This is a genomic window from Lysobacter sp. 5GHs7-4 (genome assembly GCF_021284765.1).
Taxonomy (GTDB): domain Bacteria; phylum Pseudomonadota; class Gammaproteobacteria; order Xanthomonadales; family Xanthomonadaceae; genus Lysobacter.
This window is the reverse complement of the sequence record NZ_CP089924.1, coordinates 4,117,140-4,143,101: the sequence shown is the minus strand read 5'-3', so window position 1 is coordinate 4,143,101 and position 25,962 is coordinate 4,117,140. Positions and strand designations below refer to the sequence as shown.

The window sequence follows — 25,962 nt, the reverse complement described above, 5'->3', positions numbered from 1 at the left end:
CCCGCACAGGCGGGAATCCGGCGACTTCGGCATCGTGCCTATTCGCTTTGGCTCGTCATTCCCGCGAAAGCGGGAATCCAGAGACTTGAGCGTCATGCCTGGATGAAGCCCTGGACCCCCGATGTCGCGGGGATGACGGATCGGGACTGGCGCCGGCCGCTGCCTTCCCGGGCTTCGAATCCGCCCGTTACATATCGTGCTTCTTCAACTCCAACCCGCGCGACTGATACTGCTTCCAACGCTCGCGCAATGGGCCGCGCGCCTCGGCGTCGGCGGGCACCACTTCCAGTACGCGCTCGAACCCGTCCCGGACCGCGTCGTCGCGCAGGTTGATCACCAGCGCGCGCATCGCCGCGTCGGTGCCGGGCGCGCTGATCAGCACGTCGGCCTCGTCCTCGTCGACGTCGGCGCCGGCGATCTGGTGCGGGATGAAGACGTCGTCGCCCATGTCCCACAGCAGATCGTCCAGGGCCTCGGCCTGGGCCGCGTCGCGGGCCAGGATCAGCGTCGGCAGGCCGGCGTCGACGGCCTTGCGCGCCAGTTCGCCCACCAGCCGCAGCGGCTCCTCGCGGAACCGCGCGGTGGTGATCAGATAGAAGTCGGCGCGCGGCATCCGATGCGGCCCGCCGGGCTCAGCCCGCGCGCTCGAGCAGCCACTGGCTCAGCATGCCGACCGGACGGCCGGTGGCCAGGCCGCGCTTGCCTTCGTCGTTGGCCACGCCGGCGATGTCCAGGTGCGCCCAGCGCTGGCCTTCGGTGAAGCGGGCCAGGAAGCAGCCGGCAGTGATCGCGCCGGCCCAGCGGCCGCCGATGTTGTAGACGTCGGCGAAGGTCGACTCGAGCTGGGTCTGGTACTCGTCCCACAGCGGCAGGCGCCAGGCGCGGTCGAACACCTGCTCGCCGGCGCTCAGCAGCTCGGCGGCCAGGTCGTCGTCCTTGCTCATCAGGCCGCTGGCGTACTTGCCCAGCGCGACCACGCAGGCGCCGGTCAGGGTTGCCACGTCGAGCAGGGCCTGCGGCTCGAAGCGCTGCGCATAGGTCAGCGCGTCGCACAGGATCAGGCGGCCTTCGGCGTCGGTGTTGCCGACCTCGATGGTCTTGCCGGACATGCTGGTCAGCACGTCGGAGGGGCGGTAGGCGTCGGCGTCGGGCATGTTCTCCACCGCCGGCACCACCACCACCAAGTTGATCGGCAGCTGCATGCCCACCGCGGACACGAAGGTGCCCATCACGGTGGCCGCGCCGCACATGTCGAACTTCATTTCCTCGATGCCGCCCTGCACCTTCAGGTTGATGCCGCCGGTGTCGAAGGTGATGCCCTTGCCGACCATCACATAGGGCTTGGCGTCGCCGCCGTTGTTGTACCTGAGCACGATGAGCTTGGGCGGATTGGCCGAGCCGCGCGCGACCGCGAGCAGCGAGCCCATGCCCAGTTCCTGCATCTGCGCGCGCTCTAGCACCTCGCAGCTGGTGGTGGGGAAGCGCGCGGCGAAGGTCTGCGCCTGCTCGGCCAGGTAGGCCGGGTTGCACACGTTGGGCGGCAGGTTGCCCAGCTCGCGCGCGAACGCGACACCGGCGGCGATCGCCTGGCCCTGAGCCAGCGCGGTGGCGTCGGTGCCGTTGATGGACAGCTTGCGCAGGCCGGGCTCGTCTTTCTTCTTGCCCAGCGTGGCGGTGTAGCGGTAGCAGGCGTGATCGGCGGCGATCGCGGCCTGGCGGATCGCCCAGGCGGCGTCGCGGCCGGCGACCGGCTCGTCGGACAGCGTGAAGACCGCGTGTTCGACCGGGCCGGCCTTGAGCGCGCGCGCGGCGTCGCCGGCGGCCTTGAGGTACTGCGGCACGCCGAACTTGCCGGCTTCGCCCAGGCCCACCACCAGCACGCGCGGCGCGGCGACGCCGGCCAGGTCGTGCAGCAGGGTGGTCTTGCCGGTCTTGCCGCTGACGTCGCCGCGCTCCAGCAGGGCGCTCAGGCGGCCGCCGCTGGCGCTGTCCAGGGCCTGCGCGGCCGCGGTCAGGGTCTTGTCGGCATAGGCGCCGACCACGATGCAATCGGTCTTGGCGGCGGCGGGCGCATCGCGGTTCAGGTCGAATTCGAGGGTCATCCAACAGATTCCCAGAGTAGAAGTGCAGCTAAAGGAAGTGAGTTCCGTACAATCGGGCGGCTTCCGGTGGGCTGGACTTGCCGGTGTCGGCGCGCATCGCGCCTGCCGCAGCCGTCCCACGCCGTCGAACGAACCCCCGAGTTTAACGCAAGCCCGCCCCGATGCCGAAGCCCAATGCCCAAGCTTGACCGCTATTTGCTGAGCGAATTCACCCAGGCCACCTTCGCGACCCTGGTGGTCCTGCTGATCGTCGCCGTGGGCGGGGCGTTCACCGACGTGCTGGGCGATATCGCCCGCGGCCGGGTGCCGGCCGGGATGATGCTGGCCCAGCTGGGACTGGTGCTGCTGAAGTGGCTGCCGCTGATCCTGCCGCTGGCGCTGATGCTGGGCCTGATGCTGGGCGTGGGCCGGCTGTACCGCGATTCGGAGATGCCGGTGATCGCCTCGATCGGCGTCGGCCCGCGCCGCCTGCTCAAGCCCCTGCTGATGCTGGTGCTGCCGATCGTGCTGGTGGTGGGCGCCTGCTCGCTGTGGCTGGGGCCCTGGGCCGAGCGCCTGTCCAAGCAGATGATCAGCGAGGCCAACCGCAACCTGATCGTGGCCGGCCTGGAGCCGGGCAGCTTCACCGAGCTGCCGGGCGGCAAGGGCGGGGTGATCTACGTCGGCGCGATGTCCAACGACGGCAGCCGCTTCCAGCGCGTGTTCGTCTACCGCCAGGGCGAGGACCGGCGCGAGATCACCACCTCCAACGACGGCGTACTCAAGGTCGACGAGCAGGGCAACCGCTATCTGACCCTCAACAAGGGCTTCCAGGTCGAGGGCCCGCGCGACAACGGCCTGGATTTCCGCATGATGCATTACGCCAGCAACGAGCTGCTGCTGCCCGCCGGCGAGACCAAGTACGACCCCAACAATCCCGAGCTGATGTCGACGCCGGCCCTGCTGGGCGACCCGCGCCGCGAGGCCGGCGCGCAGCTGCACTACCGCCTGGCGCCGGTGCTGCTGACCTTCGCCTTCGCCCTGATGGCGGTGCCCTTGGCGCGCAGCATGCCGCGCCAGGCACGTTACGGGCGCATTTTGATGGGCTTCCTGGCGTATCTGATCGGTGTGAATCTGATGATCGCAGGCACAGGCTGGCTGGAAACCGGCAAGATTTCGCTGAGCCTGGGGCTGTGGTGGCTGGTGCTGCCGATGCTGGCGCTGGCCTTGTGGCTGTATTTCGGTGACGGCCGTCTGGGCCGCGCGAAGGCGCTGGCATGAAGCCGTTTCCGAAGATCCACGACCTCTACGTCGGCCGCGTCGTGCTGGGCACGGTGCTGCTGACCTGGACGGTGATGATCGGCCTGGACGTGATGCTGGGCTTCGTCAGCAGCGAGCTCAGCGACGTCGGCAAGGGCAACTACGGCCTCACCCAGGCGCTGACCTACATGGTCTACACCATTCCGCGCCGCGCCTACACGCTGTTCCCGACGTCGGCGGTGATCGGCGCCCTGATGGCGCTGGGCCAGCTGGCGGCGACCTCCGAGCTGACCGCGTTGCGCGCGGTCGGTCTGTCGCGCCGTCGCCTCAGCTTGGCGGTGGCCGGTTCGCTGGCGACCCTGACCCTGCTGATGGTGGTCAACGGCGAGACCCTGTCGCCGTGGGCGCAGCGCAGCGCCGAGGCGCTCAAGGCCTCGGCCAAGTCCAAGAACATGATCGTGGCGCAGTACTCGGGGCTGTGGGCGCGCGAGGGCGATTTCATCCTCAACGCCGGCGGCGGTCAGGACCGCAGCAACGGCACGGACACCTGGCTGGAACTGCGCGACGTGTTCTTCTACGAATTCGCCGAGGACGGCCGCCTGAAGTCGGCGGCGATCGCGCACATCGCCGAGCACCGCCCCGGCGGTTGGGTGCTGCGCGACGTCACCCGCACCCGTTTCGACGCCAAGTCGGTGACGCAGACGCATGTGGCGCAGGAGCGCTGGGAGTCCAAGCTGGACGGCGCGGCGTTGATGGCCGGTTCGGAGCGTCCGCGTTATCTGAGTTCGACGGCGCTGTCGGCGGCGATCGATTACCGCGAGCGCAACGGTCTGGATGCGAGCGAGTTCAAGGAGCATTACTGGGGCCGCTGGTTCTATCCGATCAACGTGCTCGCGCTGTGCCTGGCGGCGATTCCGTTCGCGTTCGGTGCGTTGCGCAGCGGCGGCATGGGCAAGCGTTTGTTCATCGGCATCGTGTTCGCGCTGGGTTTCTGGCTGCTGCAGACGCAGTTCGTGAAGTTGGCCAGTGTGTACAAGTTCGATTTCCGCCTGGCTTATCTGATGCCGACGGTGATCATGGTCGGGGTGTCGGCGTTCTTGTTTAAGAAGCGCTCGGGGTAGCGCGGGTTTCGTTGGCATGGCTCCTTGGGTTGAAGGGGCGTTTTGCTGCCGTATTCCAAAGGCGCGTGACTTTTGCCTGCTGCGCAGTCGGGTCACTTTCTCTTGCCGGCGCTCTCTGTAGGAGCGGCGTGAGCCGCGACCGCGAATCCCGGCTATCGAGCCTATCCGGTTCCGATGGCCTCCAAATCCCGGTGTTGCGCTTTTAGCCCCCTCCTTTGACAAAGGGTGAAGCCGTGCGTTTACGAACCGCAGGTTCGTGCACGGGTGAACGACAACAGGCTGTGCCTGTTGGCCGGGCGGGCTGGGGAGGATTTGCTTTGGCCGTTGCTTTGCTGCTTCTGACCGAAGGTCAAAGGCTTCCGCCTGCTGCGCATGTGGGTCACTTTCTCTTGCCGACGCTCTCTGTAGGAGCGGCGTGAGCCGCGACCGCGAATCCCGGCGACCGCGTCTATCCGGTTCCGTTCGATCCCATGTGCCGATGTTGCGCTCTTAGCTCCCTCCTTTGACAAAGGAGGGTTGGGGAGGATTTGCTTTTGCTGTTGCTTCGCTGTTTCTGGCCGAAGGTCAAAAGCTTCCGCCTGCTGCGCATGCGGGTCACTTTCTCTTGCTGACCCAAGAGAAAGTAACCAAAGAGAAGGGTCTGAGCCAGAAGCTCCCGTGTGGTTTCGGTTCTGGCGCCGGGATTTTTCGATAAGACATCCCTGTCTTATCGAAAAACGGCGCGCGTCCTGCGCGCCGCCCTTCGGGTCTGGGAATGGTCGTGTGGCTTCGGATCAATGGACTTCAATGCCGGAGCAAACTCAACGGCAACGGCAACGGCAACGGCAACGGCAACGGCAACGGCAACGGCTTGCGTCGCAACCGAGTGCTTCGTTGTGAATTTGGAGGGCGGCGCGGCGTCGCTGCTTTCGCTCAACGGCCTCAGGTGCGTTTCGGCTCGCGCACCAAGCGCGTTCCGCTGGCGCGGTCGTGCCAGGTTAGGCGGTCGCGGTCCAGCCAGGCCCACCAGAAGCCCAGGCCGGCGAGCAGTAGCGAGGCGGTGCCGACGAGGTAGCGGATCAGCAGCGGTTTCCAGGCGGGTGCGCCGCCGTCGGTGCCGATCAGGCGCAGGCGCCAGGGGCGCATGCCCAGGGTCTGGCCGCCGCGGCGCCAGCTCAGGGTGGCGTAGACGCCGGTGAGCAGCCAGCACACCAGCCATAGCGCCCACTGCAAGGCGCTGAACGGTGCGATGTTCTCGTGTACGTCGTGGCCGGACACCGTGTAGCCGAGCGAGAACGCCGCCGAGGCCAGCATCCACAGCGCCAGCACCGGCCAGAAATCGTAGAACAGCGCGAACAAGCGCCACGGCAGCAGGGTGGCGGGGCGGGCGGGCGTGTTCGCGGTGGCGCGTTCGGTGTTCATCGCTACAGGATAACGGTCATGCGCTCGCGCTCGTAGCGCGTCGGTCGAAGGCATCGGGCTTGCGCGGGCGCCCGTGGCTGAGGGACGCTGCCGCGATGACGTCGTCGAAATCCCGTAAAACCACGCCGGCCGAGCGCCGTAGCCTGGCCATGTCGCTGCCGCCGCTGCCCGATGCGGACGAGGCCGCGATTCAAGCGTTTCTCGACGCGATCTGGGCCGAAAGCGGCCTGGCGCAGCAGACCCTGGACAGCTATCGCCGCGATCTGGCCGGGCTGGCGCGCTGGCTGGACGGGCGCAAGGGAGGTTTGACCGGCGCCGACCGCGCGACGCTGTTCGACTACCTGGCCTGGCGTACCCAGGAGGGCTATTCGCCGCGCAGCAACGCGCGCCTGCTGTCGGCCCTGCGTGCGTTCTATGCGCTGCGCCTGCGGCGCGGCGAGCGCAGCGACGATCCCACCGCCTTGCTCGAACCGCCGCGCTTGCCGCGCTCGCTGCCCAAGGCCCTGGCCGAGAGCCAGATCGAGGCGCTGCTGCATGCGCCTGAGATCGAGACGCCGTTGGGTCTGCGCGACCGCGCCATGCTGGAGCTGATGTACGCCGCCGGCCTGCGCGTGAGCGAGTTGGTCAACCTGACCGCCACCGCGGTCAACCTGCGTCAGGGCGTGCTGCGCGTGAGCGGCAAAGGCGGCAAGGAGCGGCTGGTGCCGCTGGGCGAAGAGGCGCAGCACTGGCTGGAGCGTTACCTGGCCCAGGCTCGGCCGGTGTTGGCCGGCAAACGCGCGCTGGCGCCGCTGTTCCTGGCACAAAGCGGCGAAGCGCCGACCCGCCAGCAGTTCTGGCTGCTGGTGAAGCGCTACGCCGCCGTCGCCGGCATCGACCCGGCCCGGATCAGCCCGCACGGCCTGCGCCACAGCTTCGCCACGCATCTGCTCAATCATGGCGCCGACCTGCGCGCGCTGCAGATGCTGCTGGGCCACAGCTCGCTGTCGACCACCCAGATCTACACCCTGGTCGCGCGCGAGCAGCTCAAGCAACTGCACGCCAAGCACCATCCGCGTGGGTGAGAGCACGCCGCTCAGGCGGCACTGCCGCCTGGCGTGCTCGAACGCCCGGCGCGCTGCGCCGGGCCGGAAGCGCTACTCCGAGTGCGGTGCCTTCTATCGAAGCGAGGCACTGCCCGCCTGGCGTGCTCGAACGCCCGGCGCGCTGCGCCGGGCCGGAAGCGCTACTCCGAGTGCGGTGCCTGCTATCGAAGCGAGGCACTGCCCGCCTGGCGTGCTCGAACGCCAGGCGCGCTGCGCCGGGCCGGAAGCGCTACTCCGAGTGCGGTGCCTTCTATCGAAACGAGGCACTGCCGCCTGGCGTGCTCGAACGCCAGGCGCGCTGCGCCGGGCCGGAAGCGCTACTCCGAGTGCGGTGCCTTCTATCGAAGCGAGGCACTGCCGCCTGGCGTGCTCGAACGCCCGGCCTGCCAGCGCCCCCGACGCCTCAAGGCGCCAGCCTAAACCCCGCTCAACGCCCGACGGCCGCCCCCAGCCCCCGTTTCCGTGTTTCCCCGTTCCCAAACCGCCAACCCCGTCGCGCTCGCAGAGGCCGGTCCGGCGGGGCGGGCCGACCCCTTTGCGCGCCCCGTGCGACAATCGTTGAACCACACCTTCCCCGCGCGGTCCAACGCCCGGTGAACCAGACAAGGACCCGATCGATGAAGTACGCCTTATTCGCTGTGCTCGGAGCGCTCAGCCTGTCGGCCTGCGCCGAGGCCCCCAAGCCCGCCGCCGATGCCGCCAAGACCCAGGCGGCCGCCAGCGCCAAGCCGGCCGAGGCCAAGGCCGCCGCCGGTACGCCGGACGCGCGCGCGATCGAGGCGATCCGCGTGCTCAATTCGCGCGTGACCGTCGAGCGCGTCGGCGCCGCGCCGATGCCGGGCTTCCGCGAGGCGATCGTCGCCGGCCAGGTGGTCTATGTCAGCGACGACGGCCGTTACCTGTTCCTGCCGGGCCCCGGCGGCGCGCTGTTCGACACCGCCGCCAAGAAGAACCTCAGCGAAGTCGCCCTGGCCGGCATGCGCAAAGAGGCCCTGAAGGCGATCCCGGCCAGCGAGCGCATCGTGTTCGCGCCGGCCAATCCCAAGTACACGGTGTCGGTGTTCACCGACGTCGAATGCGGCTACTGCCGCAAGCTGCACAGCGAGATCGCCGAGTACAACCGCCAGGGCATCGCGATCGAATACCTCGCGTTCCCGCGCGCCGGCATCGGCAGCCAGGATTTCAACAAGATGGTCTCGGTGTGGTGCGCGCCCGACCGCCGCAAGGCCCTGACCGACGCCAAGGCCGATCACGCGGTGCCGAACAAGAACTGCAAGAACTCCATCACCCAGCAGTACGACGTCGGCCAGCGCGTGGGCCTGACCGGCACGCCGATGATCCTGGCCGCCGACGGCACCCAGCTGGGCGGCTACGTGCCGCCGGCCGCGCTGCGCGAGAGCCTGGACAAGCTGGCCGCCGACGGCAACGCCAAGCCGGCCGCGACCGGTCCGGTCGACGCCGTGCCCGCCGCGACCACCGCCGGCGGCGCCTGAGCGTCGCCGTCCGGCCACACGGCCGGACACGCCGTAACCCGATGCCGCCGCGAGGCGGCATCGTCGTTTTCGGGGCGGTCGCCAAGCCGAACTGCGTCGCCAGCGGGGTCTGGGTTCGGACGTTGGCGCGCACCGGGGTGGGCTGCGAGCCAGGCGGGAGCAGGGCAAGACCTGTGGTTTCGGGCGCCCACCCGGCCGCGCCCGGCCCCGTCCGGCCGGTCGTGAACGGCGAAAACGGCGCGGAGCGGGGCGCTTGGATACAATACCGGGCCCGACGTTGCACGGTTCCCCGGACATGATCGTCCTCGAGGGCCTTTCGGCCCTGTCTCCGTTCCGCCGCGAACGGCTCCAAGCCCGCCTGCAAGCCATCCATCCCGAAGTCCGCCTGATCGACGCCTGGCCCGTGTACTGGGTCCGGCCCGATGCCGACGCGCAGCCGGACGGCGACACCCTGCGCCGCATCCTGCAGGCCGAACCCGACGCCGCCGCGCGCGAGCCGGGCGCGGTTTCCCGCTACGTGACCCCGCGCCTGGGCACGCTGTCGCCCTGGGCCAGCAAGGCCACCGAACTGCTGCGCGGCGCCGGGCAACCGGTCGCGCGCGTGGAGCGCGGCACCCGCTACGACTTGGCCGGCTGGCCGGCCGACGCCGCCCGCCAGGGCGCGCTGGCCAAGGCCCTGCACGATCCGATGACGCAGTCGCTGCTGGATGCGCGCGACGACGCCGCGGCGCTGTTCGCGGTGCCCGAGCGCGGCGAGCTGGAACGCATCCCGGTCGACGCGCTGGAGAACGCCAACGTGCGCCTGGGCCTGGCGCTGGCCGAGGACGAGATCGCTTATCTGCGCGAGCGCTACGCCGCGCTCGGCCGCGCGCCGTCCGACGTCGAACTGATGATGTTCGCGCAGGCCAACTCCGAGCATTGCCGGCATAAGATCTTCAACGCGTCCTGGACCATCGACGGTCGCGACATGCAGGTGAACGGTGGGCCGATCTCGCTGTTCAAGATGATCAAGCACACCCACGCGCAGACGCCGGAAAACACCCTCTCGGCGTACAGCGACAACGCGGCGGTGGTCGAGGGCTATCCGAGCCGGCGTTTCCGTCCGCAGCCCGGCAGCCACGCGTACCTGGCCGAAGCCGAAACGCCATCGGCGTTCTGCATCAAGGTCGAAACGCATAACCACCCGACCGCGATCGCGCCGTTCCCGGGCGCCAGCACCGGCAACGGCGGCGAAATCCGCGACGAGGGCGCGACCGGCCGCGGCGGCCGTCCCAAGGCCGGCCTGTGCGGTTTCAGCGTCTCGCACCTGCGCATTCCGACCCTGCCGCAGCCCTGGGAAGGCGAGCGCGCGCTCAATCCGCGCATGGCGCCGGCGCTGGAGATCATGCTGGACGGCCCGATCGGCGCGGCCGCGTTCAACAACGAATTCGGCCGTCCCAACCTGGTCGGTTATTTCCGCAGCTTCGAACTGTCCGAGGGCGGCCACGCGCGCGCCTACGACAAGCCGATCATGCTGGCCGGCGGTCTCGGCGCGATGGACCGCATCCAGGTCGCCAAGCTCGGCCTCAAGCCCGGGCATGCGGTGATCGTGCTGGGCGGTCCGGCGATGCTGATCGGCCTGGGCGGCGGCGCCGCCAGTTCGGTCGCCTCCGGCGACAGCGCCGAAGATCTCGATTTCGCCAGCGTGCAGCGCGACAACCCGGAAATGGAGCGCCGCTGCCAGGAAGTGATCGACCGTTGCGTCGCGCTCGGCGCGGACAACCCGATCGACAGCGCCCACGACGTCGGCGCCGGCGGTTTGTCCAACGCGATTCCGGAGCTGTTGCACGACTCCAGCCTGGGCGGCGTGATCGACCTGGCACGCGTGCCCAGCGACGATCCCTCGCTGTCGCCGATGCAGCTGTGGTGCAACGAATCGCAGGAGCGCTACGTGCTCGGCCTGCCGGCCGACCGCGTCGAAGACTTCGCCGCGATCTGCGAGCGCGAGCGCTGCCCGTTCGCGGTGGTCGGCTACGCCACCGCCGAGGAACGCCTGGTGGTGGGCTACGGCGCCACCGTCGAATCGGTGTATGGCGCCGACGCAGACGCGAATGCCGATTGGCCCATCGACCTGCCGATGGACCTGCTGTTCGGCAAGCCGCCCAAGATGCACCGCGACACCCGCCGGCCGCCGGCCGCGCCGTGGCCGGCGCTGAACTGGAACGGCCTGGACCTGCGTCAGGCCGCGCTGCGCGTGCTCGCGCATCCGACCGTCGCGTCCAAGCAGTTCCTGGTCACCATCGGCGACCGCAGCGTCGGCGGCCTGACCGCGCGCGATCAGATGATCGGCCCCTGGCAGCTGCCGCTGGCCGATTGCGCGCTCACCTTGTCGGGCTTCGACGGCTATGTCGGCGAAGCGATGGCGATCGGCGAACGCACGCCGCTGGCCCTGCTGGACGCCGCCGCCGCCGCGCGCATGGCGGTGGGCGAGGCGATCACCAACCTTTGCGCCGCGCCGGTGGAATCGCTGAACCGGATCAAGCTGTCGGCCAACTGGATGGCCGCTGCCGGGCACGCCGGCGAAGACGCGTTGCTGTTCGACGCGGTCAAGGCCGTGGGCCTGGAGCTGTGTCCGGAGTTGGAGCTGAGCATTCCGGTCGGCAAGGACTCGCTGTCGATGCAGGCGCAGTGGCAGGACCAGGGCGTCGCCCACAAGTCGGTGTCGCCGGTGTCGCTGATCGTCAGCGCGTTCGCGCCGGTGGTCGACGTGCGCCAGCAACTCACTCCGCTGCTCGCGCGCGAGGCCGAGAGCGAGTTGTGGCTGATCGGCCTGGGCGCCGGTAAGCAGCGCCTGGGCGGTTCGGTGCTCGCGCAATGCCATCCGCAGGCAACGCATGCCGCCGATGCCGGCGGTTTGCCCGCGTTCGCCGCGCAGTCCGCCGACGGCGACCGCGACGATCTGGGCGTGCCCGACCTGGATCACCCGCAGCGCCTGCGCGATTTCTTCGAGCTGATCCGCGATGCGCGCGAGGCCGGCCTGCTGCTGGCCTACCACGACCGCAGCGACGGCGGCGCCTTCGCCGCGCTCAGCGAAATGGCGTTCTGCTCGCGCCTGGGCCTGGACATCAGCCTCGACGGCTGGGGCGAGGATCCGTTCCGCACGCTGTTCAACGAGGAACTCGGCGCCATCGTGCAGATCGCCGACGAGGACCGCGCCGAATTCGCCGACCTGGTCGCACGCCATGGCCTGATCGATTGCGCGCAGCGCATCGCCAAGCCGGTGCTGAGCCGGGTCGAGGGCGCGACCGCCGCGATCCGCGTGCGCGAGGACGGTGCGACCCTGGCCGAATGGCGCTGGGAGGAACTGTTCGACGCCTGGTGGTCGGTCAGCCATGCGATGCAGAAGCTGCGCGACAACCCCGACTGCGCCGACGAGGAGCGTGCGATCGCGCGCGACTTCGCCGCGCCGGGTCTGAAGCCCAAGCTCACGTTCGATCCGGCCGACGACGTCGCCGCGCCGTTCGTGAACCTGGGCGCGCGGCCCAAGGTCGCGATCCTGCGCGAGCAGGGCGTCAACGGCCAGATCGAGATGGCGGCGGCGTTCGACCGCGCCGGCTTCGAAGCCTTCGACGTGCACATGAGCGACCTGATCGCCGGCCGCGTCTCGCTGCAGGACTACAAGGGCTTCGCCGCCTGCGGCGGTTTCAGCTACGGCGACGTGCTCGGCGCGGGCCGCGGCTGGGCCACCAGCGTGCTCGAGCGCAGCGCCCTGCGCGATGCCTTCGCGGCCTTCTTCGCGCGCGAGGACAGTTTCTCGCTGGGCGTGTGCAACGGCTGCCAGATGCTGGCCCAGCTCAAGCCCATCATCCCGGGCGCCGAGCATTGGCCGCGTTTCCTGCGCAACCGCAGCGAACAGTTCGAGGCGCGCCTGGGCCTGCTCGAAGTCGCCGAGTCGCCGTCGCTGTTCTTCCGCGGCATGGCCGGCTCGCGCATCCCGGTGTCGGTCGCGCACGGCGAAGGCCGCGCCAGCTTCGACAACAACCTCGACCAGAGCGCCGCGGACATCTCGCTGCGCTACATAGACGGCGAAGGCCGCATCGCCGAGCGTTATCCGCTCAATCCGAACGGTTCGCCCGACGGCATCGCCGGCCTGACCTCGCGCGACGGCCGCGCGACCATCCTGATGCCGCATCCCGAACGCACCCTGCGCAGCGCCAACCTGAGCTGGGCGCCGCGCGACTGGAGCGGCGACTCGCCGTGGATGCGCATGTTCCGCAATGCGCGGGTGTGGGTGGGCTGAGGCGCGGTTCTAGTTTGAAGTTGCGGAAGAGGGCGCCCGATGGGCGCCTTCTTCTTGCTTCATGCGCGCTGCTGCGGCGAGGCGTGCCTGATCTGCGATAAGACGTTTCAGGCCGTCGGCGCCTGCGCTTGAGCGTGCGCGAGCTGCGCCCAACCGGGCTCTTACGCAGCGCGGCTGACTCGATAATCCCCCTCGATCGTCGCATTCGCGCGATCGCAGCCGGTTTGCGGTAGGGCGGCATCACGCGCTCCGCCGAAGGCAAGGGCGAGGTTCGGGGGAATCCAATGAAAGCAAGACCAGTGCCGATCTTGCGGCCGGCGATCGTCGCCGCTTGTCCTGTGCGCACGCTTCGGCGGCGATGGTGGTCCTATGGGCGTGGCGTTGCGCTCTTGTTCGCGATCGCGCTGGCCTCGCTGCCGGCGATGGCCGTCGACTATCGCCAGGAATACGAGAAGCGGGTCAAATCGGCCACGGACATCGTAGCCCTGCAAGTCGACAGCGCGTCGGGCGAGAAGCTTTCGCTCTACGACGGACGACTGCAGTTTAACACCGTCGACATCGATGTTCCGGGCAATTCGGCGCTGCCGGTGCGGCTGGCGCGCAGTTGGAAGCTCGATCGGCAAGCCCGCAACGGCCCGCGCGCCTTCGACGATTGGGATCTGGATGTTCCGTATCTGTCGGGCATCTTCACCGCCAGCAAGGGCTGGACCATGCAGTTCGGTGAGCGCTGCGGCAGCGCGTCGGGCCTGCTGGCCAACGCACCGGCCTATTACGCGCACATGGTCGAGCCCCAGGGAGATTCGGCCCAGGCCCAGGGCGCGTATTACGTTTACTTCGAGCCGCGCCTGTTCTGGCACGGCTACAGCCTGCACGTGGACGGCGGCGAGCAGACGCTGCTGGTTAGGCATGCCGGCAATCCGAACGGGCCTTCCGCCGCGCACACCTGGAGTACCCAGGAGGGCTGGGCGTTCTCCTGCATCCCCGCCGATAATGGCGAGGGCTTCCTCGGACTCGACACCCAGGGCAACAAGTACTACTTCAATCATGTGGCCGCGCTGCCGTACGAGCCGGTGCATCAGGCCGTGGCGAACCCCTATGCGCCGCCCTGCGAACTGGGTTGCGATTACCCGCGCTATGCCAGTCCGCCGTTAGGGCCGAAGCTCTTGCGCAGCCAGGTCCGCCTGCTCGCGACCAGGGTGGAAGACCGCTTCGGCAACTGGGTGGCCTACGACTACGACGGCGCCAAGCTGCTGCGCATCCGCAGCAACGACGGCCGCCAGATCGACCTGGCCCACGACGCGCGCGGCCGGGTGATCCAGGCCACGGCCGGCGGCAGAATCTGGCTCTACGGCTATCAGCAGGTGGCCGCGCCCGCGAGCGACAAGAGCGACCATGTGCTCAAAAGCGTGACCTTGCCCGATGGCAGTGCCTGGAACTACACCCTGGACCGGTTGGGCTACGCCGAGTCCGTGCCGATGGCGGACGACGGCTGGCGCACGGACGAATTGGATTGCGGCCAGCTCGGTCCCGAACCGGACCTGTTCAACGGCAACGAAGTGTTCGCGGCCAGCGTGGTGACGCCGTCGGGCGCGCGCTACGACTACAAAGCCCGGCCCACCCGCCACCACTTGACCTACGTGACCGAAGCGCCGGTGTTCGGCGGCGTGTGCTTGGGCGGTTCGGCCATCCCGCGCTTGTTCGATGTCGTGTCGGTGTTCGAGCGCACGGTCAGCGGAGCGGGCGTGCCGGCCAGGACGTGGAGCTACGCCTACCAGCAGCCCGAACGCAAGTTTCGCTACGAGTGCGACGCGGCACCCGCGTCGTGCTCCGACCGCAAGACCGTGCTCATCACCGAACCCAGCGGCACCGTGCGCAAGCAGTACTACGGGGTCAAGGAGAACGCGAACACCGGCCTGTTGCTGGGCGAAGAGGTATGGAAGGACGGGGCGCTGTATCGCGTCACCGGGCAGATCTACCAAGAAACGCCGGCAGGGCAGCCGTATCCGGCGTTGCAGGGATTGACGCCCACCGAGCTCGGCCTCTATGCCGATGGCGAATGGCCCGGCGGCCGCAACCGGCCGCTCAAACAGGCGTGGATCGATCAGGACGGCGTGCGTTTCACCCGCGACACGGCCTCGTTCGACCGGTTTGCACGGCCTACGGCGACCAGCCGCTACAGCACGCTGGGCTACTCGGCGGCCGAAACCACCCAGTACGCCGACGATACGGGCCGGTGGATCCTGGGGCAGGTGGTGCGGTCGACGCAGGATGGCGTGGAAACCACGCGAGCGGACTTGGACGCGAACCTGCTGCCCTGGCGCACTTACAACCATGGCCAGTTGCTCGAAACCCTGGCTTACGCCGCCGACGGGACGCTGTTGACCAGCACCGACGCCAAGAACCGCGTCACCTCGTTCTCGCAGTGGAAGCGCGGCCTGCCGCAGCGGATACAGTACCCGCCGACGCCGGAAGCGCCGGCCGGCGCCAGCCAATCGGCTGTGGTCGACGACTCGGGTTGGATCACCTCGACCACCGACGAAAACGGCTACACCACGGCCTACAGCCACGACGCCATGGGGCGCTTGGCCACGCTGACCCATCCCGGTGGCGACAGCGTCGATTGGCTGCCGACCACGCAAAGCTTCGCGGTGTCGCCTTCCGCACAGCATGGGCTGCCGGCCGGACACTGGCTGCAGACGGTCACCACCGGCAATGCGCGCAAGACCACGCACTACGATGCGTTGAGGCGGCCGGTCGTGACGGTGGAGCAGGATTTGAACGATCCCGCGGGCACCACCCGTTGGTCTGCCCAGCGTTACGACGAGATGGGCCGAGTGGAGTTCGCCTCGTACCCGATCAATCCATATGCGAGCGGCTGGAAAAGCTACGCGGACGCCACGTTGGCCGGCGTGCTCACCCGCTACGACGCCCTGGACCGGCCCGTGCGCCGCGTACAGACCTCCGAGCTCGGCGATCTGACCACGACGATCGAATACCTGTCCGGTTTGAAGCGCCGCACCGTGAACCCTCGCGGCGTCGCCACCGTCGAGGCCTTCCAGGCCTTCGACCAGCCCGGCTACGACAGCGTGATCCGTATCGACACCGCAGCGGGCACGGCGGATGCCGTGCGCACCGTGATCGACCGCGACAACTACGGCAAGGCCAAGGAGGTGTCGCGTGGCGCTGGCGAATGACAATTTGCTGCCGGCGCGCCCGGCTACGCCGACTCCGTGGCGCACGCGACGAATGGCGCCCTTGGGCTGGCTGCTGGCGCTGTTGTTCGCAGCGCCGATGGCGCACGCGGACTGCCCGGTGCCGGACTTCAACAATCCCGACTGCATCATCGAGCCGCCGGCCGAGCGCGACGCCAATCCTTCGGCCATGTCGGTGCCGACCGTGATGCAGCCCGGTCGGTACTACCCGGTGTCGGTGACGTTCCGCAACACCGGCGCGGCCACCTGGACCGCAGGCGAAGGTTACAAACTCGGATCGGCCGGGCCGCAGGACAACTGGACCTGGGGGTTGTCGCGGGTGGCGGTGCCCGGCGCGATCGGGCCGCAGCAAGAGGCCACGTTCCACTTCACCGTGCGCGCGCCGGACACACCGGGCCGTTACACCTTCCAGTGGCGCATGCTGATGGAGGGAGTGGAATGGTTCGGGCCGTCGACTTCGGGCGTGTGGGTCGACGTCTATGCCGGTTCGATTTCCGCATCGCCTGCGACCTGCACGATCCCGTGGGGCGCCAACGCCTGCTACACCACGGTCAGCTGGAGCTCGAACGCGCCGAACGCGAAGGTCTGGTACTCGCTGCCGGACGGCAGCCTGATGACCCAGTGGGCCAATGGGCAGAACGGCTCGGCGGTAGGCGGTATCGACACCCGTGGGCTGCGCTTCCACCTCAAGAGCGGCGACCTGACCCTGGCGACCGTGGACGCGAGCGCGGTGCCGACCCACAACAGCGCCCCTTCGGTGGCGCTGACCGGTCCCGGCAATAACCATGTCTACCAGCTAGGCAGCGCGGTGGCGTTCACCGCCAATGCCTTTGACCCCGACGACGGCGTGCAACGGGTCGAGTTCCTGATCGACGGCGTCAAGATGGGCCAGGACACTAGTGCGCCTTACGAGCTGCATTGGACCGGCACCGACGGCGGCCACAGCCTGGTCGCGCGCGCGTTCGACACCCGCGGCTACCACACCGACTCGGTGGCCATGTGGATCGCCGCCAACGGCCTGCCCAACGTCGCCCTGACCAGTCCGGCCAACGGTGCCCGCACCACGGAACCGGCGAGCTTCCTGCTCAAGGCCGACGCCTCGGACACGGACGGCGTGCAACGGGTGGAGTTCTACGCGAACAACGCACTCGTCGGCACCGACACTGCCGCGCCCTATGAGGTCACTTGGTCGGGCGCCGGCGTAGGTACGCACGCGGTGCACGCGGTCGCGTACGACGTGCTGGGCGCCTCCAGGCGCTCGGCCACCTCCAACGTCGGCGTGGACCGGCTGGTGACCGGGCCTGCCGGCCTGTCGCGGCGTTGGGTCTACGACTCGCAGCAGCGGCTGTGCAAGACCCTCGATCCGGAAGCCGGCGCGACCGTGATCGAGTACGACGAGGTCGGCAATGTCGCCTGGAGCGCCGCTGGCCTGAACCTGCCCGATCCCTCGTCCTGCAATCGCACCGAGGCGGCCGGCTCCGGCCGCACGGTCGGGCGCAGCTACGACGGACGCGATCGTCTGCAGACGCTGAGCTTCCCCGACGGGCGCGGCAACCAAACCTGGGAGTACTACGCCGACGGTCTGCCGAAAACGGTGACCACGTCCAACGAAGGGGCGGGGCAGGGCATCGTCGTCAACACCTACCACTACGACAAACGCCGCCACCTGACCGCCGAAGCGCAGTCGCAGCCGGGCTGGTACAGCTGGTCCAGCGGTTACGGTTATCAGTCCGACGGTCAGCTGCGCTGGCACAGCTATCCCACCGGCGCGGTGATCGACTACGCACCTAATGCCCTGGGCCAGCCGCGCCAGGTGGCCACATCGGCGCAGACCTACGCCAGCAACGTGCGCTACTACCCGAACGGCGCGATCTCGCAGTTCACCTTCGGCAACGGCGTCGTTCACACCATGAGCCAGAACGCGCGCCAGCTGCCGGAACGCAGCGTGAGCACCGGCGTGCTGGATTTGCGAACCGGCTACGACCACGCAGGCAACGTCGTCGAGATACGCGACCTGGCCCGCGGCGACACCTACAGTCGCTGGATGGTCTACGACGGCCTGGACCGCCTGACCGCGGCCGGCTCCTGCAGCTTCGGCGGCGACTGTTGGCATCGCTACACCTACGACGCCTTGAACAACCTCAAGACCTGGTCGCTGGGCGGCGTCAAGGATCACCGCTACTACTACGATGCGGGCAACCGGCTGACGAATATCCAGAACGCCAGCGGCGCCAGCGTGATCGGCCTGGGCTACGACCTGCAAGGCAACCTGGACAACAAGAACGGCCAGGCCTACGTCTTCGACTACGGCAACCGCTTGCGCCGGGTAACCGGAAAGGAAGCCTATCGCTACGACGCCCTGGGCCGGCGCGTGATGTCGGCCAGCGCCGACTGGGCCACGGTCCGTCGCCTGTCGATGTACAACAAGGCCGGGCAGATGATCTATACCGAGGCGGGAAATCCGCGCAAGTCGCTCGAGCACTACTACCTGGGCGAGTCGCTGCTGGCGATCCGAGAAAGCGACTTCAGCCCAGGCGTTCCCGCTGTGGTGCGCTACCAGCATACCGATGCGTTGGGCAGCCCGGTGGCGGTGACCGACGCCGCGGGCGCTGTGGTCGAGCGTACCGATTGGGAGCCCTATGGTGCCGCGATCGGCAAGCCGAACTACGACGGCGTCGGCTACACCGGCCATGTCATGGACGGGGCTTCAGGTCTTACGTACATGCAGCAGCGTTACTACGACGAGGACGTAGGCCGCTTCCTGAGCGTGGACCCGGTGACGGTCGACACGGCCACCGGCTTCAACTTCAACCGTTACGGCTACGGCAACAACAACCCCTATCGCTTCACCGACCCCGATGGACGGCAGAGCGAGGAGAACGATAAACATAGCGTTTGCGAGAACGGCGGCGGTCACTGCGGCGAGCGGTTCGTCGCCGAGGCCTCCGATGCCATCATGAAACCCTTGATCGCCGGCCACGGTGCGTTCGTGCGCGCCGTGGAAGCTACAGCGGCCGCCATCAACGACAACGTGGGCGTCAAGTTCGAGCTGAGCGGAGGTGCTGTGGTGGCGGCATCGTTCACCCAAAACCTGGTCACCTCTTGGGAAGGCGATGTTTCGCTCGAGAGGGGCGCGGTGGGCGGGCTGCAAGGGGGGCTCTACTTGGAGAACAAGAATCCGTTGACGCTGGATCTCCCGTTCGAAATGCCTTTCGAATTTTCGAGCGGCGCGAGTTTCGGCACTGGGCTTGGTGTCGGTGTGGATGTCGACTTCAAGGGGAGTTCCGCAGAAATCAAGTTCAAAGGCGGTGTGTCGTTCGGCGCGAAAGGCAAGCCGTTCTCGTTTGGATCGAAGGTGATCGAGTGGAATTTGGGTTCTAAGGCAAAGTAGGGCGTCAACCGTTCGCTTGCTCGCAGTAAATTCCGCTCAGGATGGGCCCGCCTTGTAGTTCGGTATGTCGAAGCCTGCTGGCGCGTTGTGCATGGCGATCGCGCACCGAGTCGTGGGCGGCAGGGCGGAAGTACGGTCACGAAGGCTCATGATCCAAGAGCCCCGCAATGCGGGGCTGTTTTCGCCGACGCCTGCGGCCCGAGAGGTCATGGTGCCCCGGTTTCGGCGTTCGCCAACAGAGCACGGCTGCGTTACCCGAAAGGATCGCACTCGCGGGAGCCGTCAAGTGGCGCGGGTGCGTGCACACGGTAAGACCGGTATGCGGCAGACCGTGTTCGCGTTGCGGCGGGGCGTTTGGCCTTGCGGACGTTCACGACGCGATGCGCTCCGGCGTGCGCGCACTGCGCTGAGCCGTGCCCTATCGCGTTGCGGCTGACTCGACAATGCGTCACGCGATCGCCGCAACTGCGCCGATCGCATCCACTCTGGGGACAAGGAGTAAGCCGTGCGTTATCTGGTCGGAACGTTGCTTGCGCTCGCCTGCGGTGCGGCCTGCGCGGGAAGGGCGCCATGGGAGGAGTACGACAAGCTGATCAAGTCGGCGCAGACGGTGAAGTCCGAGGGGCCGACGCTGTTCGGAGATTCGGTCAACCTGTACACCGGCGCGACTAGCTTCGCGACTACGGATGTATCGATTCCAGGCAACTTCCCGATACCGGTCGCGCTGGGGCGGCGCTTCGCGGCCGCGACCGATGCGCGCAGCCGTCCGTTCGGCGACTGGGATTGGGATGTGCCGTACATCAGCGGCACATTCAGCAGTGCTGAGGGCTGGGTGCTGGGCTCGTTCGCAACCAACGCTACGGCCAATCGCTGTTCTTCTCCCACCAGTGTCGAGAGTGCGCGCCCACCGGCGGTGAAGATACAAAGCTCCACGCCGAGCCGTGCACCGGCCGTGCGGCCCGAGGAATACTGGAGCGGCTACAGCATGGCCGTGCCCGGGGGCGATCAGGAACTGCTGCTGGCCACCGCCGAAACTCGACCGCGTCCCACCGATGGCGGGGTCTATCCCTGGGTTACCAATAAGCATTGGCACCTGTCCTGCCTGCCCAGCCTGCAGAGCGGCCAGGCGGGCGAAGGCTTCATGGCGCACGCGCCCGACGGCACCCGCTACCGTTTCGATTGGATGGTAGTGCGAACCTCCGACGACCTGCTCAAGCCAGTGACTTCCGAAGGCGCCGTTGCGCAGCGACCGGTGCCGCGCGACGAGATCCGCCTGTATCCCACGCGCATCGAGGACCGTTTCGGGAACTGGGTCGCCTATCAATGGAATGGCGCACAGCTGCAGACTATTACGTCCAGTGATGGTCGTCAGCTCAGCTTTACCTGGGAGAACGTCAGCGGTTACGACCGTGTGGCCAAGGTGACCACCAATACCGGCCGCGAATGGCGCTACGGCTACTCGGCGTACTCGCAGCTGACCTCGGTGACCTTGCCGGACAGCAGCCGCTGGGCGATCGACTTCAGCGTGATGTGGGGTAATCCGTTCTATAGCAACGATCCGGAGCCCACCATTCCGGGTGGACAGGTGCGTCTGCAGGATAAGGCGCTGGACTGCAGCTGGATGCGCGCGCTGACGTCGGAGACCCGGACGGCCACGATCACCCATCCCTCGGGTGCGCGCGGCGAATTCGTGTTCCAGACCATCCGCCACGGGCGCCAGAACGTGCCCCTGGATTGCATGTCGCCTCCGGACATGAGCCCGCGGCCGGTACCGGACTACGAACCCACGCGCGACGCCTACACGGCCATGGTGCCGGCGCGCTTCGACGTTCTAGCCCTGCGCAGAAAGTCCGTGACCGGGCCGGGGTTGCCTGGCTATACCTGGACTTACGACTACACCACCCCGGTCGGTAGCTGGGAAGGCACCTGCGGCAACTGCGCGACCACCAAGACCACGACCGTCAACGGCCCCGGCGGCGAGCGCACGGTCAACACCTACGGCGTGGTCTTCGATCAGAACGAAGGCCAATTGTTGCAGGTGGAGGCCTACGCCGGCAGCACGTTGCTCCGCCGCACGACCAGCACCTACTTGAGTAACGCCGCCGCGCCGCAGCAAGCTTTCGCCGACCGCATGGGCCTGAGCCCGCAGGTGCGTCTGGACTCCTTCTCGTCCGAGCGCCAGCGTCCGCAGGTCTCCGGCTCGGTTCTGCAGGATGGTGTGAGCTTCTACAGCGATAACGAGACCTTCGACGAGTTCGCTCAGGTCACTCGTGTCGGCCAGTCCAACACCTTGGGCGCCACTCGCACCGATCTGACCGACTATTACAACGATAAGGCCAAGTGGGTGATCGGTCAGGTCGCCAAGCAGACCAACCTCAACACCGGCGCGATAGTTTCGCGTACCGACTACGATGTCGGCACCGCGCTACCCGTGCGCGACTACGCCTACGAGAAGCTGCAACAGACCCTCGGCTACAACCCCGACGGCACCCTGGCCAGTGTCAAGGATGGGCGCGATCTCGTCACCACGGTGAGCGATTGGAAGCGTGGCATGCCGCAGACGGTGCGCTTCCAGGACGGTACTCAGAAGCTCGCGGTGGTCGACGGCAACGGTTGGCTGGCCTCGCTCACCGACGAGAACGGCTACGCCACCGCTTATGGTTATGACGTCATGGGGCGGATCAACCGGATCACCCCGCCGGCGGGCGACGAGGTGGCCTGGCATCCGACGGTCGTCTCCTTCGAGCCGGTCGCGCAAAGCGAGTACGGACTCGCCCCCGGTCACTGGCGCCAGACCGTCACCACGGGCAATCACGTCAAAGCGGGTTACTTCGACGCCTTGTGGCGTCCGGTCGTGGAGAGCGAGCACGATGCGGCCGATGTCGCCGGTACCGCCCGTTGGAGCGCCAAGCGCTACGACGAAGAGGGGCGCACCGTGTTCGTCTCCTATCCGCGCAATCCCTACGTGGATGGCTGGATCAATTTCGACGACCCCTCGTTGAAAGGGACGCGCAGCGGCTTCGACGCGCTAGGGAGGCCGACCACGACGGTGCAGGATTCGGAGCACGGGCCATTGACCAGCCGCATCGACTATCTGGCCGGGTTCCGCCGCCAGACCACCGATGCGCGCGGCATCAAGGTCGTCGAGAGCTTCCAAGCCTATGGCCAACCCAGCTACGAGCAGCCGGCGACGATAGAGGCGGCCACCGGGACCGCGGACGCGGCGCGGACCAGCATCGTGCGCGACGTGTTGGGCAACACCAAGGAAATCGTGCGCGGCCCGGGCAGTTGATCCGGCGTTCGCTCAGGGGATTGCGGCGCGCGCGTCGCGGTACGGCATAGGACAGCAGGCCGGATTCGGCCCATAGGTTGGGGTATGCGCAAGACAGATGACATGAAGGCCCGCACGAGGGGGGCGAGGGCTCCGCGATGGACGCTGGCGTGGCTGTGGATCGCGCTGGCGGTCCTGCTGCCGGGCCTGGCGGCGGCCGGAGCCGGGCCGACCTTGAGTTTCAGCTATCCCGCTGCGCCGGAGATGAACTTCGCCGCGCCGGCCAACGTCAAGGTGCTGCTGAACGCGACCTCGGGCTGCGGCCCGATCAATATCTTCGTCAGCGGACCGGGGCTGGACACCTCGGTCAACAACGGCGACGTGCTAAACAACCTACCGCCGGGCCGCTACTTCATCGACGCCTCGTTTGAGATGTGCAACCGGCGCTGGGTCGATCCGGTCGGCGCCGGTCGCGCCTTCAACGTGCTCGGCGGCAGCATCAGCTCTTCGCCGGCCAGCTGCACCATTCCCTGGGGCAGCAGCCAATGCGTCACCACGATCAACTGGAACTCGAACGCGGCCAACGCGCAGGTCTGGTTCTCGTTCCCCGACGGCAGCGGCATGACCCCGTGGGTCAGCGGACAGAGCGGCTCGGCCGCGGCCGGCATCGGCACGCGCGGGCTGCGCTTCTATCTCAAGAGCGGCGACCTGACCCTGTCCACCGTGGACGTGAGCGCGGTGCCGACCAACAACACCGCGCCCTCGGTGGCGTTGACCGGTCCAGGAAACAACTACGTCTATCAGCTGGGCAGCGCGGTGGCGTTCACCGCCAATGCCTCCGACCCCGACGACGGCGTGCAGCGGGTCGAGTTTCTGATCGACGGCGTCAAGATGGGCGAGGACGCCAGTGCGCCCTACGAGCTGCATTGGACCGGCATCGAAGGCGGTCACAGCCTGGTCGCGCGCGCCTTCGACACGCGCGGCTACTACACCGATTCGGCGGCGATGTGGATCGTCGGCAACGGCCTGCCCAGCATCACCTTGACCAGTCCCGCCAACGGCGCGCAGGCGAGCATACCCGCCAGCTTTCAGTTGAGCGCCAACGCCTCCGACGTGGACGGCGTGAAACGGGTCGAGTTCTACGTCGACAACCAGCTCATCCATACCGATACCAGCGCCCCTTACGACTACACCTGGAGCGGCGTCGGCGTCGGGCCGCACTCGGTGTACGCGATCGTGCACGACAACCTGGGCGCATCCGTGCGTTCGGCCACGGCCAACGTCACCGTGACGATACCGCCGTCCGGGCCCAGTGGCGTGGCACGGCGCTACGTCTACGACCAGTACAACCAGTTGTGCAAGATCATCGAACTGGAAACCGGCGCCACGGTGATGGCCTACGACGCCGCCGGCAATCTCGCCTGGTCGGCCGCGGGCCTGGACCTACCGGACCCTAACCAATGCAACCTCGCCGAAGCCGAGCAATCCGGCCGCAAGGTGGCGCGCGGCTACGACAACCGCAATCGCTTGGCCGCCTTGGCCTTCCCGGACGGACGCGGCGACCAGACCTGGGCTTACACCTCTGACGGCTTGCCGCGTGAGGTGATCACGAGCAACGAGGGGCCGGGCCAGGGCAAGGTGATCAACAACTACACCTATAACAAGCGCCGTCTGCTCAATGCCGAGGCGCAGACCCAGGTGGGCTGGTACGTGCGCTCGGCCACCTATGGCTACGACGCGAACGGGAATCGCAACCGCTACACCACGCCGGACGGCTTGCCGGTCAGCTACGCCAACAACGCTTTGGGCCAGCCCACCGCGGTCAGCTCGACCTGGGGCAATCACGCCACCGGCATCAGCTATTACCCCAACGGCGGCATGAAGCGCTTCGTTTACGGCAACGGTGTCGTCCATTCGATGGCGCAGAACGCCAGGCAGCTGCCCGAGCGGGTGACCGATGCCGGCGTATTCGACCAGACCTACGCCTACGACGCGAACGGCAACACCACGGCCATTCGGGACGTCAATGCCGTGCAGGGTTTGTACAGCGGCAATCGCGACATGGTCTACGACAGTCGAGACCGTCTGGTGCAAGCGCACCTGCATTGGCTGACGGTCAGGGGCTTCGGCTACGATGCCTTGGACAACATCCGCTACAAGAGCAATTTCAACGGATCGACCACGGCCACGGATTACTACTGGTACGACGAGAAGAACCGGGTCACCAACTTCCGCAACGATCAAGGCGCCAGTACCTTGGGCCTGGGCTACGACCCGCAGGGCAACCTGAGCAACAAGAACGGCCAGGAGTACCTGTTCGACTTCGGCAACCGTCTGCGCAAGGTGACCGACAAGGAGGCCTACCGTTACGACGGCCAGGGGCGTCGCGTCCAGAACGCGAGCCTGTCCGACACGACCTATTCGCTGTCGTTCTACAACACCGATGGCCAGTTGCTGCTGCGCGAGGAGCATCACACGGGGGAGGCGGAGAATAACAACTATCCCGAGTTGACCATCCCGCACATCTACTTGAATGGCAGCCTGTTGGCGACCGTCGAGTGGGACCGCGTGACCAACAGCGGGCAGCTCAAATACCAGCACACCGATGCACTGGGCAGTCCGATCGCGGTCTCCAATGCCGCGGGCGCCGTGATCGACCGCACTCATTGGGAGCCTTACGGCGGTGCGATCAACAAGCCCAAGTACAACGGCGTGGGGTACACCGGTCATGTGATGGATGGCGCGACCGGTCTGACCTACATGCAGCAACGCTACTACGATCAGAGCGTCGGAAGGTTCTTGAGCGTCGATCCGGTCGCGGCCGATAAGATCAATGGATCGAACTTCAATCGTTACTGGTACGCCAATAACAACCCCTATAAGTTCACCGACCCCGACGGGCGGCAGTCGAAGGCGGCGGGCAAGAACCTGGGGCGGTGGATTCGCGCGCTTTGGGATAACGATGGCGATTACGAGAAGGCCAAGAAGCAGGTGGATAGGCAGCGAGAGGCGGATAAGGCAGTGCTCAACATCATTATCGAAGCGACTCCTATTTCCGCAGCTAAAGACGCGGTTGAGATCAGCGCCAAGCTCGCCAATGGTGAGGAAGCCCTGGGGCAAGCGACCGGATCGGCATCGGGCGACGTGGCATCTGAGGTCACCGAGCACGTGCTGGATGGAAAAGTGGGCGATGGACTTGCCAAGGCTGCCGGAGCCGCCGTCGGAAAGGTCGTGGGCGATATGGTGGAAGCGAAGGTTGATAAGGAACTAAGCGCCGGCCCCAATCAGGGCGGAGCCGATGGCAAAGTCGAACCCAGGCGGGATGTGCAGGATAAGATCGGAGATAAGTAAAGAAGCGGGAGCGAAGG

12 protein-coding genes are annotated in these 25,962 nt (G+C 67.4%); 9 read left to right on the top strand and 3 right to left on the bottom strand.

What is annotated here, in order from left to right; genetic code table 11:
* Positions 1–187: 187 nt before the first annotated feature.
* Together LVB77_RS18615 and LVB77_RS18610 are read right to left on the bottom strand one after the other, a co-directional pair.
* Positions 188–613, bottom strand: a complete 426-nt coding sequence (locus LVB77_RS18615; RefSeq protein ID WP_232907589.1) for a DNA polymerase III subunit chi — start codon at positions 611–613, stop codon at positions 188–190.
* A 19-nt stretch (positions 614–632) separates the two neighbouring features.
* Positions 633–2,102, bottom strand: a complete 1,470-nt coding sequence (locus tag LVB77_RS18610) for a leucyl aminopeptidase (RefSeq protein WP_232907588.1) — start codon at positions 2,100–2,102, stop codon at positions 633–635.
* Positions 2,103–2,276: 174 nt separating this feature from the next.
* Between LVB77_RS18610 and lptF the strand changes: the two genes are divergently transcribed.
* Together lptF and lptG are read left to right on the top strand one after the other, a co-directional pair.
* On the top strand, positions 2,277–3,362 hold the full coding sequence (gene lptF / locus LVB77_RS18605) for an LPS export ABC transporter permease LptF (protein WP_232907586.1): 1,086 nt from the start codon (positions 2,277–2,279) through the stop codon (positions 3,360–3,362).
* A complete protein-coding gene (gene lptG, locus LVB77_RS18600) occupies positions 3,359–4,462 on the top strand; it encodes an LPS export ABC transporter permease LptG (RefSeq protein WP_232907584.1) in 1,104 nt (367 codons plus the stop codon). Before lptF ends, lptG begins: the two co-directional genes overlap by 4 nt.
* Positions 4,463–5,383: 921 nt before the next feature.
* Here the strand turns inward: lptG and LVB77_RS18595 are convergent.
* Positions 5,384–5,863 (bottom strand): RDD family protein, encoded by a 480-nt coding sequence (locus LVB77_RS18595; RefSeq protein WP_232907583.1) that lies wholly within the window; start codon positions 5,861–5,863, stop codon positions 5,384–5,386.
* 95 nt (positions 5,864–5,958) lie between these two features.
* Between LVB77_RS18595 and xerD the strand changes: the two genes are divergently transcribed.
* The 7 genes from xerD to LVB77_RS18560 all read left to right on the top strand — a co-directional run bounded on the left by xerD (position 5,959) and on the right by LVB77_RS18560 (position 25,945).
* Positions 5,959–6,927, top strand: coding sequence for a site-specific tyrosine recombinase XerD (gene xerD, locus LVB77_RS18590; protein ID WP_232907582.1), 969 nt, complete (start codon positions 5,959–5,961; stop codon positions 6,925–6,927).
* Between the two features lie 638 nt (positions 6,928–7,565).
* Positions 7,566–8,441, top strand: coding sequence for a DsbC family protein (locus LVB77_RS18585; protein ID WP_232907581.1), 876 nt, complete (start codon positions 7,566–7,568; stop codon positions 8,439–8,441).
* A 295-nt stretch (positions 8,442–8,736) separates the two neighbouring features.
* A complete protein-coding gene (gene purL / locus LVB77_RS18580) occupies positions 8,737–12,720 on the top strand; it encodes a phosphoribosylformylglycinamidine synthase (protein ID WP_232907580.1) in 3,984 nt (1,327 codons plus the stop codon).
* Positions 12,721–13,109: 389 nt separating this feature from the next.
* Entirely contained in the window at positions 13,110–15,914 is a 2,805-nt protein-coding gene (locus tag LVB77_RS18575) for a hypothetical protein (protein ID WP_232907579.1), read from the top strand.
* Positions 15,898–19,323 (top strand): Ig-like domain-containing protein, encoded by a 3,426-nt coding sequence (locus LVB77_RS18570; RefSeq protein ID WP_232907577.1) that lies wholly within the window; start codon positions 15,898–15,900, stop codon positions 19,321–19,323. The genes LVB77_RS18575 and LVB77_RS18570 overlap by 17 nt, the downstream gene beginning before the upstream one ends.
* A 505-nt stretch (positions 19,324–19,828) precedes the next feature.
* Positions 19,829–22,615, top strand: a complete 2,787-nt coding sequence (locus LVB77_RS18565; protein WP_232907576.1) for a hypothetical protein — start codon at positions 19,829–19,831, stop codon at positions 22,613–22,615.
* A 102-nt stretch (positions 22,616–22,717) separates the two neighbouring features.
* Positions 22,718–25,945, top strand: coding sequence for an Ig-like domain-containing protein (locus LVB77_RS18560; RefSeq protein WP_232907574.1), 3,228 nt, complete (start codon positions 22,718–22,720; stop codon positions 25,943–25,945).
* The last annotated feature ends 17 nt before the right edge of the window (positions 25,946–25,962 follow it).

Coding starts and splice junctions, on each gene's coding strand:
- LVB77_RS18595 (WP_232907583.1), bottom strand. CDS start 5,863: ATGAACACCGAACGCGCCACCGCGAACACGCCCGCCCGCCCCGCCACC.
- lptG (WP_232907584.1), top strand. CDS start 3,359: ATGAAGCCGTTTCCGAAGATCCACGACCTCTACGTCGGCCGCGTCGTG.
- LVB77_RS18615 (WP_232907589.1), bottom strand. CDS start 613: ATGCCGCGCGCCGACTTCTATCTGATCACCACCGCGCGGTTCCGCGAG.
- purL (WP_232907580.1), top strand. CDS start 8,737: ATGATCGTCCTCGAGGGCCTTTCGGCCCTGTCTCCGTTCCGCCGCGAA.
- xerD (WP_232907582.1), top strand. CDS start 5,959: ATGACGTCGTCGAAATCCCGTAAAACCACGCCGGCCGAGCGCCGTAGC.
- LVB77_RS18560 (WP_232907574.1), top strand. CDS start 22,718: ATGAAGGCCCGCACGAGGGGGGCGAGGGCTCCGCGATGGACGCTGGCG.
- LVB77_RS18610 (WP_232907588.1), bottom strand. CDS start 2,102: ATGACCCTCGAATTCGACCTGAACCGCGATGCGCCCGCCGCCGCCAAG.
- LVB77_RS18585 (WP_232907581.1), top strand. CDS start 7,566: ATGAAGTACGCCTTATTCGCTGTGCTCGGAGCGCTCAGCCTGTCGGCC.
- lptF (WP_232907586.1), top strand. CDS start 2,277: ATGCCCAAGCTTGACCGCTATTTGCTGAGCGAATTCACCCAGGCCACC.